Source organism: Maribacter orientalis, from assembly GCF_900109345.1.
GTDB lineage: Bacteria > Bacteroidota > Bacteroidia > Flavobacteriales > Flavobacteriaceae > Maribacter > Maribacter orientalis.
Window position 1 is genome coordinate 424,252 of record NZ_FNZN01000003.1, and the last position, 11,850, is coordinate 436,101.

Consider the following 11,850-nt stretch of genomic DNA (forward strand, 5'->3'; position numbering starts at 1 on the left):
CGGGTTGTTTTAGGCTTTTGCATTTTTAGTTAGTTCTAAAAACTGCTCTTCTAGACTTTCTTTTCTTTTGACCAAATGGGAAACTACTATACCGTTTTCAAACAATAGTTTATTCAACTTTTGGGCATCTAATTCAGTATGTAGAAAGGCTGTAAGTAAACCATTTTCTATTTTTATTTCACCGAAATGTTCATTTCCTTTTAGAAAAGAATATAAAGAATCCATATCAGAAGTTTTGAGCTCAAAAAATCCAAAGCTTGCTTTTAAACTATCTACTCTGCCGGAATATAATTTTTCTCCTTTTCTTAATATGATAACGTGTGTACATACTTTTTCAACTTCATCCAATAAATGTGAGGCCAATAAAATTGTTGTTCCTTTTGCGGCAATGGTCTTAATGATTTCACGTATTTGATGAATGCCTTGAGGGTCAAGGCCATTGGTAGGCTCATCAAGAATTAATATTTCTGGATCATTTAATAAGGCAGAGGCGATAGCCAAGCGTTGTTTCATTCCTAAAGAAAATGTTCTAAACTTGCTGTCTTTTCTATCTAGCAGCCCAACTAACTCTAGTTTTTCTTCTATTTTATCTTCCTCAACGTCTTTAATTTTGCAGACCAATTTTAAATTCTGTAAAGCAGTCATGTACGGGTAAAAGTTGGGGCGCTCAATAATGGCACCGACCTTTTTCAATGCTTCATGGGTTGAGGCCTGTCCATTAAACCAAGAGAATTGACCACTGGTTTTATTAACGACATTTAAAACGATGCCAAGGGTAGTTGATTTGCCGCTACCGTTAGGACCAAGAATGCCATATACATTGCCTTTCTCAATAGTAAATGATAAATCTTTTACTGCTGTGAGGTACCCGAATTTTTTAGTAAGATTTTGTACTGTTAAAATATGGTCCAAAGTATGTTGGTGTTATTGATTGATATACCTAGTTGACGAAGAAAGCCTAACTTTGTTACAACTAACATCATCAAATTTATTTCAACGTCATGTCAGAAGAACGATTAATGTCTAAAAAGAAACCTGCTTACCCCGTAAATGAGGCTTTAGATGACTATTTAGAACATTATAGTAGAAAGATAGAAATTCCCATATTTTATGATGATTTACTTCGTTTTTCAGGTTCAGTGGTCGTGTATGATAAAAATGATGAAGATACCTTGTGGGTTCGCGCTTATTATTCCGAGTTCGATAGAAAGGAAATTGATGATAGTTTAAAAAAGGTATATTCTATTTTACATTCTGATGGAAGTAATAATATTAACCAGTATTTAAATGTAGATGCCGTCGACTTCTGTACGTTTGGTAATTCTAAGCCTTTTAGAATTAAAATCCGTAATATTCTTAATGACAATTTTACATATTTCTATGTTAAGAAAACAGATGCATCTCGTATTTATGGATTAGAATTGGAGCATATGTTGTCTCCTTATAACCTTAACTTTTTAGTGTATAAAGATACCTTGATTGAGGAGCATATTGCTGGGATACCTGGTGATGAGTTTATAAAAAATATGCTGCCAAAATGTACTGAACCTGAGAAAGCACAATTAGCCAAGGAATTTGTAAAGTTCAATGAGCGTTGTATGATTCGCCTTTTAGGAGATATGCGTTCCTATAATTATGTAATAGTGCCGACTCATGATTTTGACCATGTAGTATATAAGATTAGAGCTATAGATTTTGATCAGCAATGTTTTGAAGGTAAATTGAAAGTATATCGGCCACAATTTTTTAAGGAAAACTATAAAATGGTCGAGTTGGTTCGTAATAAGTTAAAGAGTGACTCAGTAGATCAATATAAGTTAGAAGAACGCTCCATGGTGGCGAAACGTATTTTAAGTTCTGGAAATAGAATTAAAAAATTAAGGGCTATTTGTAAGACCGATGAAATTTCTACGCCTGAAAATATAGCCATGCTTAGAGAGCAAATAGAAGTGCTTACCATGGATATGGATTTTAAAAGTTGCACTACTATGGGTCAAGTACTCGATTTAGCCTTGAACTTTGTACGTCGTAATTATGAGAATATTAGTATGAAACAGATTATCGAGAATAATATAAAAATACAATACGAAGCCAAATAATTTTTGTTGTCAACCAATTGTTTGCATAAAAAAAGAGGATGAATATTATATTCATCCTCTTTTTTTATCTATCAAAATAGTTGCTATTAGCTCTTCTGTTCTTTATTAAAGTATACTAGGTAGTAGTACATTTGTCTATCTTCATCCCAACCTTTTTCAACAAATTTTTCTGCAGATTCCGGATTGATAAAATCTAGCTTTATCTGTATATTGGTATCTAAGTTGATAACGTTTTTAATTTTCTTTCTTGCGTCAGATACGGCCTTGTTGGCAATATCAAAATTAGAAACATCCTGAATACTATATTTTGGACCTTTTTCTGTTTTGTAATGTTTGAATTCTGGAATTAATTCAGGGTTTTCCATTACTTCATTCAAGAACGTAGACTCTTCAAAAGAATCGTTTTTTGCAAAATGGTTCACTGCACGGTTCATGAACAAAACTTCTTGTTGTTTATCTTCTGCAGGTAAAACAACATCTTTTGCGAAATTTTGACAGAATTTCAAATAGTTTTTGGTCTTGAAGTTGTCATCTGAAAGCGGGTCAACTCCTAAAAAATTTTCAATCCAATATTTAGTGTCGTACTTGTTGCTGTCAACCGATAAAACCTTATATCCTTCTTCTTTATCTACATTGAAAATTAAACAACCCTTATCTAATTTATTGATGTTAATACCTTGTTGAATAACAATATCTAGGTTGCTATCTTTTTCTTCAAACTGAATAAAATCGTGTTTTAATTCGCTTTTAAAGATACCTATGGCATCAACTTTCTGATTATCTAATAATAGACCTGTTAAGTAAGCAACATAAACTTCACCACTTTTAATATGTGGGTGATTTGATTGCTCGAAAAGTAATGAAGCGATTTTTTTAGAATTCAAATGTGCTTTTGAATTGTCTGTAAAAACTTCACTTACTATTTTATATAGTTCGTTGAACTCAACATCAACTTCATTGGCAAGCTTATAGTAGTTTTCCTCTTTTTCTCTAAATGGTTTGAAAAAATATTCCTTTAATAAACCAGTGGTTTCATCATTTAGCCTGAACGGTTCTTCTGAAAGAAAAACACCTTCATTTTTATTTTTATTGCCCACTCTATGTATAGAAATACTTTCAATTTGGGTGGCATATAAGTTGATCATAGAATGTTCTTATTATAGTATTGTTCGTAAAAGGGAATTCAAATTTTAATTACTACCAACTAATTCCAATTTTCATCAAAATCTAAATCGTCATAGTTTTCAAAGGTATCGTCAAAATCAAAGGCACTATTTTCAGCTTCGAAGTTTTTTTCTGGTGGAGTTTCAGGTAATTCGCCAAATGAGAATAATACATTAGGATATGAACGACCATCTTCTTTTTCCTCGATATCGGCAAGTTCAACAAAAAATGTCCACATATTCATGAAATCATAAACATAGATTAGTTTAGGATTGTCTTGAGTCATGATATCTTCTAAAAAAGATTCATTCATTAAACGAACATCAGAACCAGACTCACTCATATCAAAAAGTGCAATCTCTTCTTCTTGTTGCCATTCATCATTACACGTATAAAAAGAAGCCATTTCATTGCCTAAAAATCCAAACGCTTGTGTTATGGCATTGTGAAAATCCTCTAATGAATTATGCGCCTCAATTTCTAAATCTCTGAAAATATCTTCCTCAGCGTCTAGAATTATACGAATTTTATAAATCATACCTTATTTTTTGCGGGAGGGCAAAGTTACGAAGTTTTGCTAATTTTTCTAGGCTTTAATGCATCTAAAACTATATAGAATTGTACCCCGAAAAGAATCGAAGCTAATACAAGGTGTAAAGGTTGACTACCAAAGGGAAAATTCAAATAGTTCATTGCTATACCAGTCAATACTTCTACAACCAATATGAAGAGAACCCAATAGATTTTAATGTGCCCTAAATTTAATTTAGTTATTCTAAAGGCTAAAATAGCATTGAGCAACAAAACTAAAATTGAAAAAGACCTATGTATGTAAAATAATAATAATGGGTCTTTAAGCCAACTGCTTTTTGCATCATACCCGTAGATATCTATTTGCTCATCTACAAATTGCCGTACTTGTGTACCCATGACAATTTGGACGAGCGTTAGGCCTATTGCCAGAATACTGAGGTTGAGCGTAAGCTTGTCAAAATGAATAAGCTTTTTCTCGGCATTGGCTAGATAAATAATATACAGCAGCATAGCTACTATAACCAGAGCCATAAACATATGCACTGTGATCTTTGCTGGTTCTAAAACTGAATAAACGACTGTAGCGCCTAACCAAGCTTGAAAAACCATGCCGAATACGACTAGCCATGATAGTATAGGTATTCGTTTTTTCTTTTTCCAAAACTTGATAGAGGTAATAGCAAGCAATACTGTAGCAAGACCTGCTAATGCGCCCAAAAGCCTATTGATATATTCTATCCAGGTATGCCAAGGGTTGAAAATTGCATAGTCATGTTTAGTATATAATTCCCAATTAATAGAATTGAAAGATTTATTGGTTGTGAAGGTTTTTTTAGATATCTGTAAAGTCTCATCCTTTATAATTACTTGACCTTTTTCGAACAATCTATCTGGCTGCCATTTTAGCACACTTTCATCGGTTGGGGGTATGTAGTAACCAAAGCACTTAGGCCAATCTGGGCAACCCATGCCACTACCCGTCATACGAACGACAGCACCAGCAATAATTACTAAATAAACTAAAACTAAAGATATTTTGGCGATTTTTCTAAATGTAATATCCATTCTATTTGTTGATATGAAGGCCTAATTCTTCACCCTTAAGATACATAAATTCTTGTGCAGCTTTATACTCATTCGGTATTTCTCCTTCTAAAATAGCTTCTTTTATAGCTTCTTTAATAATACCTATTTCTCTCGAAGGTTTTAGAGCAAAAGTTGCCATAATTTCTTCTCCGCTAATGGGTGGTTGAAAATTACGAACATGGTCGCGTGCCTCTACTTCTTCTATTTTTTGACGAACCAGTTTAAAGTTCTGATGGTATTTTTTTTGTTTCTTAGGATTTTTGGTAGTAATATCGGCCTCGCACAAAGTCATAAGATCTTCAACATTGTCACCGGCATCGAAAATAAGCCTACGAACTGCAGAGTCTGTTACAAAATCTTCAGAAAGTACGATAGGTCTTGAACTCATTAAAACCATTTTTTGAACAAATTTCATCTTCTCGTTCAAAGGCATGCGTAACCGTTTAAAAAGTTTGTACACCATTTTAGAGCCTACAAATTCATGACCATGAAATGTCCAACCAATTTTTTTGTGAAATCTTTTAGTTGGTGCCTTACCAATATCATGTAATAAGGCCGCCCACCGTAACCAAAGGTCATCTGTAGCTTTAGAAATATTATCAACAACCTCTAAAGTGTGCCAAAAGTTATCTTTATGTTTTTGACCTTCAATTTCTTCTATTCCCTGCAAGGCTGTGAGTTCAGGAAGTATTAACTCTAGAAGTCCGGTTTTATGTAAAAGTGAAAAACCTAATGAGGGTTTTTTACACAACATAATTTTATTAAGCTCATCTAGAATACGTTCGTTCGAAACAATTTTTAAACGGTCTTTATGTTCGGTAATAGCTTGTAGAGAGGGCAAAGCAATTTGAAAATCTAATTGTGTAGCGAATCTAATTGCTCTCATCATCCTCAAAGGGTCATCTGAATATGTAATACCAGGTTCTAGGGGAGTTTTAATAATTTTGCTCTCAAGATCAGCTATACCATTAAATGGGTCTAAAAGCTTCCCGTAATTAGCTTTATTTAACGACAATGCTAAAGCATTAATAGTAAAATCTCTTCTTCTTTGGTCGTCTTCTAAAGTGCCATCTTCTACAATAGGTTTTCTGCTATCACGCTGATAACTTTCTTTTCGGGCGCCAACGAATTCTAGTTCTATACCTTCACTTTTTATCATGGCAGTACCAAAATTCTTGAAAACAGATACTTGAGGTTTACCATCTAATTTAGAGGCCACTTTTTCAGCAAGTTGAATTCCGCTACCGATGGCAACAACATCGATGTCTTTTGGTATGGTTCTGCCTAAAAAATAATCTCTTACAAAACCACCTATTACATAACAATCTACAGAAAGTTCTTCTGCGGCTTCTGAAATAATTTTGAAAATAGGGTTGTTTAAAGCGTTATTGTAACTCTCTTGCATGTTCTTATTCTCGAATAATCTTCACAGTATTATCATTAGACAGTCTAATAATAGATGATGCGGAGCTATTCTGTTTCTCTCGGTGCAAATTTACCACATAGTCTACACCTGATAAAATGGCTTTGTCTATATTTTGAAAACTTTTAGGGGTATTCGTTCCAGAAATATTCGCGGAAGTGGACACAATAGGTTTTTTGAATTTACCGATTAAGTATTGGCAGAATTTATCTGACGCTACTCGAATAGCCAAAGTGTTATCTGATGCAATGAGATTTTCTGCCACACCACGAGGTTTGTCGTAGATTATTGTGGTTGGTTTTGTGGCTAAGTCAATAAGGTCGTAAGCAAGTTCAGGTACTTTTTCAACATGCTTTTCAAGCATAGCATCATTGGAAACAAGACATATTAATGCTTTGCTGTCATCTCGTTGCTTTAGTTTAAAAACTTTTTCAACTGCTTCTTTATTGGTGGCATCACAACCAATTCCCCAAACGGTATCGGTAGGGTAGAGTATGAGTCCGCCATTTTCAAGAACCTCTATACACGTATTGATTTCTTCTGTCATAGTTCTTCTAAAAATTATTTAAAGAAATGTTTCTGGTTTAATATTAAAATGCTGGGTTAATGCTAACCATTGAGTTCTGTTTTTGTCGCCACCGATATTCGATTTTTTAAGGGAGTATTTTTGAGACCCTAGAATTGGAATAGGTGTTTCGGCTCTATTTTTAGCTAAAATGGAATTCGTTCCATTTAACAATGCCATAGCTTTAAACCAAAGGTCATCGGCTTTAGGAGCCAATGCTAAGAATAATTTAGAATTAGTTGTAGTATCCGAGAGCTTTTTAGGAGGATATAAAACTCCTTCTGCTCCTATTGGGATTACTGCAGATTTATTATAGGTTATCCCATCGTCATAAATCCAATTCCTGTATGGTTGTATTTCACCCTCTTTAGTATATCGAATATACCTTGTTTGATTTCCTATAATATCCTTAGGATGTACTTTATGTTCTTCATAAAGCAAACGAAGCCAATTAGAACGGTACATCATATCATCATCGCAAGTAATAATAATCTCTTTTGGAAAAAGCTCAAGGCTATGAATTAATTTTCTGTGAGAACATGTTAAATCGGAATACATAATTTGGAATAAATCAGATTCCAACACGCTTAATTTATTTGGTATTTTATTTTTTAAAGATTCATGTAGCCAAAGTATTATTTTCTTTGGTCTCACATCTTGATTTAAAATACTTAGTATAGTTAAATGTAGTGTCTGTAACCTTTCTGGAATAGAAGTTAAAGAAACAATAACAGGTATTTCTTCTTTTGTTTCAGAAATAATACTTTTAACCGAAAGCGATGAAAGTTTAATTGAAGTGTAAATAGATACAGGTATTTCTTTCAACTTCATTTTACAATGCTGTTATTTGTCGTTTATTAATGTAGACAGTCTTTTCAAGTTCAAAGATAGATAAGACTTTTATATTTTTGTGGTAATTTGAAACGCAGTATGGAGATTCCTAAAATAAGTATCATAGTTAGTACATATAATGCCGAAGAATGGTTAAAGAAGGTACTCTGGGGTTTTGAGCAACAAATTTTTAAAGATTTTGAAGTTGTCATAGCTGACGATGGTTCGAAAGAACCAACGAAAGAATTGATTGCAGAAATGTCTAAAAAGGTTCATTATCCTATTGTACACGTGTGGCAAGAGGATGATGGTTTTCAAAAGTCAAAAATTCTAAATAAGGCAGTAACTGCTTGCTCTGCCGATTATATTATAATGACCGATGGCGATTGTATACCTAGAGAAGATTTCGTTCAGGTTCATTACATAAATAAAGAACAAGGGTATTTTATTTCTGGGGGTTATTATATGTTGCCCATGAATATATCTAAGTTGATCACACTAGAGGATATTGAAAAACAACGTTGTTTTAATATTCAATGGTTGAAAGATAAAGGTATTCCGCAAACTTTCAAGAACAACAAACTTACTGCTCATGGATTTATTTCTAAAATTCTGAATTGGATTACACCTACCAATGCAAGTTGGAACGGACATAATTCATCTGGTTGGAAAAAAGATATCGAGAATGTAAACGGATTCGATGAACGAATGCAGTATGGTGGTCAAGATAGAGAATTAGGCGAACGACTTTTTAACTTCGGTTTAAAATCTAAACAACTTCGTTATAGTGCCGTATGTGTACACTTAGACCACAAAAGGGGATATAAGACACCAGAATCGATAGCTAAAAATGTGGGAATTAGAAATACGACTAAAAAGGAGAAAAGCGTGTGGACTTACTATGGCATTACTAAGTAATAAGCAAGTTCGTTTTTTTGCTCAAGTTTTTTAAGTTCTCTGTAGCGTTCCAAAACGCCGAGTGAATTTAAGTGACAAATGATAAAACCTTTTTTGCCATCAAGAATACCTAGACGTAAGATGTAATGGTTAAAGAATTTCCAACTCGTTTTTGCAATCATCATTGCATAACTATATTTCTTCTCTCTATAAAATGATTCAATAGCTTTTAATCTGCCATACTTCAACATTTTACCTTTGTAATCTTCGTGATTTTTGTAACAATAGTGAATAAGTTTTTCTTTTAAGATTCCAGAAGTTCCTTCAACATCTAAAGTTTCATGCACTATTTTGCAATCAGAAAAAGATGCTTTACTTTTTCTAAAAAGTCTATAGTTTTTATCTGTTTGCCAACCGCTATAATTCAACTTTTCATTCTTGAACATAAATTGGCGATAAAACCAAAATGCAGCTATCTCAGTATCACTAGAGACTGTTTCTGAAATTTCCATCTGTAAAGAAGTAGAAACAATTTCATCAGCATCTAAAAACAATACCCAATCATTAGTTGCTTGTTTTAAAGCAAATGATTTTTGAGCTGTAAAATTTTCGAACGGATTTTGAATAACCTTTACTTTTGGGTGACTCTTTAAAAATTCATAAGTTCCATCAGTACTGAAAGAATCGACTACAATTATTTCATCAGCAAAAGAAACGGAATCTAAACATTTTTCAATGTAGCCCATTTCATTGTATGTGATAATTAATGCGGTAAGTTTTTCTTTATTGGTAACCATATAATCCAATTTGGTAGGTTGGCTCTAATTGGAGCGAACAAAGTTATAACAAAAAATGTATTAAAAAATTGTATAACGAGGTAAAATTCTTACAAGTTTAAAATTCTATTTATCAAGTTATTGCTTGCTTATTAGAGTTGTATTTGTCAAAAGGTTGCGTTTAAATATCAAATAAATTTTTAGTCTTCGCAAGTGCAGCACCTATGACTTGATGCATGTCATAATATTTGTACTCTGCTAACCTTCCTCCAAAAATTACGTTGTCGTTTTCGGCCTTTTTTTTGTACTTAAAATACATAGCGTTATTCTTTTCGTCATTAATTGGATAATAAGGCTCCTGACTTGTTGATGCTTCCAATGGATATTCTTTTGTGATAACCGTATTTTTCTGTTGGCCGAATTCAAAATGTTTATGCTCTAAAATTCTGGTATAGGGTATTTCAGCTTCAGTATAGTTGATGACGGCATTACCTTGATAATTATCTATCTCTAATATTTCATGGTCGAAACGTAATCCGCGATATTCAAGTTTACCATACTCGTAATTATAATACTCATCAATTTTACCGGTGAATACCGTTTTTGAGGCTAATTTTTCTAAGGACTCTTTGTTCTTAAAATAATTTACACCTAACTGTATATCTATTCCTTCTAAAAGGCCGCCACTTAATTCATTATAACCACCTATTGGTATTCCTTGATAGTTATCATTGAAATAATTATTATCAAAAGTATAGCGAAGGGGTAATCTTTTAATGATAAAAGCAGGTAGTTCTGTTGCTTTTCGACCCCATTGCTTTTCTGTGTAACCTTTTATAAGTTTATAGTAAATGTCTTCGCCAACCAATGATAGTGCCTGTTCCTCTAGATTTTCGGGTCTATTTTTTTGATATTTTTTACTTTGCTCTTCAATAATGCTTTTTGCCTCTGCTGGCGTTTTAACTCCCCATAGTTGATGAAAGGTATTCATGTTAAAAGGCAGGTTGTAGAATGAGCCTTTATAATTAGCTACAGGTGAATTGGTATATCTATTAAATGGAACAAAGTCATTTACATAATCCCAAATTCTCTTATCATTTGTGTGAAATATATGAGCTCCATAGGCATGAACATTGATGTCTTCAATTTTTTCGCAAAAAGTGTTACCACCAATATGTTCTCTTTTATCTATTACTAGGCTTGTCTTCCCTCTTTTTTTTGCTTCATGGGCAAAAACAGCTCCGTAAAGTCCTGCTCCAACAATAAGAAAATCATACTTTTTGGTTAAAATCATATTTACCTAATTAATATCTCAAAGATACGGCTAGTGAAACTTAATTTTTATTCATAAGAATTTAAAAAAGTTTACATCTAATTCATTTTTTGTGACTAAAGAATATTAAACTTGTATTTCTTTTTGGCAAATAAAACCTTCGAATGAGTTCTAAAAATCAGTACTATATATCTAGGAATTATAAATTTTCAAAGAATGCGGCCTCTAAACCTAAAATGGATTGTGAGACAATTTTAGAAAAGAATGGTTTTAAAAATTTAGGGTTCAAACAGAGTAATCATCCCAGTTCGGCATTAGGTGCCATTATCAGCTTTTTTGGAATTACAAAAGGATTGTTTCTATTGCCAAGAAATTCTGTATTCTGTATGCAATATCCGCTGAGTAAGTTCTTTGGTTATATCACAAGTATTGTTTTAATAAAAAAATGTAAGCTAATCATCATCATTCATGATGTAAAATATTTAATGGGTAAGTCAAAAGACCTGAAAGGTGAAATGGTTAAATTCAATAAAGCTGATTTTATTATTGTGCATAATGAATCTATGAAAAATTGGTTTCAAGAAAACGGTTGTACTGCAGAATTGGTACGTTTAGAATTGTTTGACTATATACATGCCAGTGAAAAACATGCTTCACTAAACAAACCTTATGATGTGGTGTTTGCGGGTGGATTGGGAAAAGAGAAGAGTGAATTTTTATATAGTATGGATAAGCTAAATCCATCAAACTATACTTTAAAATTATATGGTAATGGATTCAATGTTGCTGATGTAGAGCAAGAAGATTCCATTTTAAATTACCAAGGTGTATTCTCTCCGGATGAGGTTATTGATAAAATAGAAGGTTCTTTCGGATTGATATGGAATGGGAATGCTTTAAATGAGTGTTCTGGTGATTTCGGAAAATATCTTTTATATAATAATCCGCACAAGACATCTTTATATCTCTTGTGCGGATTACCAGTTATAGTTTGGAAAAAAGCAGCTATTGCTAAATTCATAGAAAAGGAACTTATTGGGATAACCTTAAATTCCTTAGATGAATTGGATGCTCTATTAGCCAACCTTAAAACTGAAGATTATGCCATTATGATTTCTAATGTTGAAAAGATAAAGGCAAAAGTTGCTTCTGGTCATTACCTAACTCAAGCTATTAAAAAAGTAGTTGAAATGGTTTAAAGT

12 protein-coding genes are annotated in these 11,850 nt (G+C 32.8%); 3 read left to right on the forward strand and 9 right to left on the reverse strand.

All coding sequences use genetic code 11. The features are described 5' to 3' along the window. Positions 1-9 precede the first annotated feature (9 nt). Positions 10-912, reverse strand: a complete 903-nt coding sequence (locus tag BMY56_RS08980; RefSeq protein ID WP_091622871.1) for an ABC transporter ATP-binding protein — start codon at positions 910-912, stop codon at positions 10-12. 89 nt (positions 913-1,001) lie between these two features. Here BMY56_RS08980 and BMY56_RS08985 point away from each other — a divergent pair, with 89 nt between their 5' ends. Beyond that, a complete protein-coding gene (locus BMY56_RS08985) occupies positions 1,002-2,099 on the forward strand; it encodes a hypothetical protein (RefSeq protein ID WP_091622874.1) in 1,098 nt (365 codons plus the stop codon). Positions 2,100-2,185: 86 nt separating this feature from the next. Here the strand turns inward: BMY56_RS08985 and BMY56_RS08990 are convergent, their stop codons facing one another. The 6 genes from BMY56_RS08990 to BMY56_RS09015 are packed head-to-tail and all read right to left on the reverse strand — an operon-like array spanning position 2,186 to position 7,702. Then, the gene (locus BMY56_RS08990) at positions 2,186-3,244 is read right to left on the reverse strand and encodes a nucleoid-associated protein (protein WP_091622876.1); all 1,059 of its coding nucleotides are present in this window, start codon (positions 3,242-3,244) and stop codon (positions 2,186-2,188) included. Positions 3,245-3,303: 59 nt separating this feature from the next. Continuing rightward, complete coding sequence (locus BMY56_RS08995) at positions 3,304-3,801, reverse strand: IS1096 element passenger TnpR family protein (protein ID WP_091622879.1); 498 nt, start codon at positions 3,799-3,801, stop codon at positions 3,304-3,306. A gap of 26 nt (positions 3,802-3,827) precedes the next feature. After that, positions 3,828-4,862, reverse strand: a complete 1,035-nt coding sequence (locus BMY56_RS09000) for a COX15/CtaA family protein (RefSeq protein WP_091622881.1) — start codon at positions 4,860-4,862, stop codon at positions 3,828-3,830. A 1-nt stretch (position 4,863) separates the two neighbouring features. Then, the gene (locus tag BMY56_RS09005; protein WP_091622884.1) at positions 4,864-6,288 is read right to left on the reverse strand and encodes a CCA tRNA nucleotidyltransferase; all 1,425 of its coding nucleotides are present in this window, start codon (positions 6,286-6,288) and stop codon (positions 4,864-4,866) included. A gap of 4 nt (positions 6,289-6,292) precedes the next feature. Next, positions 6,293-6,853 carry an L-threonylcarbamoyladenylate synthase gene (locus BMY56_RS09010; protein ID WP_091622886.1) on the reverse strand — a complete coding sequence of 187 codons (561 nt, stop codon included), beginning with the start codon at positions 6,851-6,853 and terminating at the stop codon, positions 6,293-6,295. Between the two features lie 18 nt (positions 6,854-6,871). Beyond that, a complete protein-coding gene (locus BMY56_RS09015) occupies positions 6,872-7,702 on the reverse strand; it encodes a zinc-binding alcohol dehydrogenase (RefSeq protein WP_091622889.1) in 831 nt (276 codons plus the stop codon). Between the two features lie 99 nt (positions 7,703-7,801). Between BMY56_RS09015 and BMY56_RS09020 the strand changes: the two genes are divergently transcribed. After that, complete coding sequence (locus tag BMY56_RS09020; RefSeq protein ID WP_091622892.1) at positions 7,802-8,620, forward strand: glycosyltransferase family 2 protein; 819 nt, start codon at positions 7,802-7,804, stop codon at positions 8,618-8,620. On the opposite strand, the gene BMY56_RS09025 is transcribed toward BMY56_RS09020, so the two are convergent. Further along, positions 8,602-9,396, reverse strand: coding sequence for a glycosyltransferase family 2 protein (locus BMY56_RS09025; RefSeq protein ID WP_091622895.1), 795 nt, complete (start codon positions 9,394-9,396; stop codon positions 8,602-8,604). The genes BMY56_RS09020 and BMY56_RS09025 overlap by 19 nt on opposite strands. Positions 9,397-9,556: 160 nt before the next feature. Beyond that, positions 9,557-10,669 (reverse strand): UDP-galactopyranose mutase, encoded by a 1,113-nt coding sequence (glf, locus tag BMY56_RS09030; RefSeq protein ID WP_091622897.1) that lies wholly within the window; start codon positions 10,667-10,669, stop codon positions 9,557-9,559. Between the two features lie 143 nt (positions 10,670-10,812). Here glf and BMY56_RS09035 point away from each other — a divergent pair, with 143 nt between their 5' ends. Then, entirely contained in the window at positions 10,813-11,847 is a 1,035-nt protein-coding gene (locus BMY56_RS09035; protein ID WP_091622900.1) for a glycosyltransferase, read from the forward strand. Positions 11,848-11,850 lie beyond the last annotated feature (3 nt).

Excerpts from the sequence above, each read along its gene's own strand:
- BMY56_RS08985 (WP_091622874.1), top strand. The coding sequence starts at position 1,002 with ATGTCAGAAGAACGATTAATGTCTAAAAAGAAACCTGCTTACCCCGTA.
- BMY56_RS08990 (WP_091622876.1), bottom strand. The coding sequence starts at position 3,244 with ATGATCAACTTATATGCCACCCAAATTGAAAGTATTTCTATACATAGA.
- BMY56_RS08995 (WP_091622879.1), bottom strand. The coding sequence starts at position 3,801 with ATGATTTATAAAATTCGTATAATTCTAGACGCTGAGGAAGATATTTTC.
- BMY56_RS09000 (WP_091622881.1), bottom strand. The coding sequence starts at position 4,862 with ATGGATATTACATTTAGAAAAATCGCCAAAATATCTTTAGTTTTAGTT.
- BMY56_RS09005 (WP_091622884.1), bottom strand. The coding sequence starts at position 6,288 with ATGCAAGAGAGTTACAATAACGCTTTAAACAACCCTATTTTCAAAATT.
- BMY56_RS09010 (WP_091622886.1), bottom strand. The coding sequence starts at position 6,853 with ATGACAGAAGAAATCAATACGTGTATAGAGGTTCTTGAAAATGGCGGA.
- BMY56_RS09015 (WP_091622889.1), bottom strand. The coding sequence starts at position 7,702 with ATGAAGTTGAAAGAAATACCTGTATCTATTTACACTTCAATTAAACTT.
- BMY56_RS09020 (WP_091622892.1), top strand. The coding sequence starts at position 7,802 with ATGGAGATTCCTAAAATAAGTATCATAGTTAGTACATATAATGCCGAA.
- BMY56_RS09025 (WP_091622895.1), bottom strand. The coding sequence starts at position 9,396 with ATGGTTACCAATAAAGAAAAACTTACCGCATTAATTATCACATACAAT.
- glf (WP_091622897.1), bottom strand. The coding sequence starts at position 10,669 with ATGATTTTAACCAAAAAGTATGATTTTCTTATTGTTGGAGCAGGACTT.
- BMY56_RS09035 (WP_091622900.1), top strand. The coding sequence starts at position 10,813 with ATGAGTTCTAAAAATCAGTACTATATATCTAGGAATTATAAATTTTCA.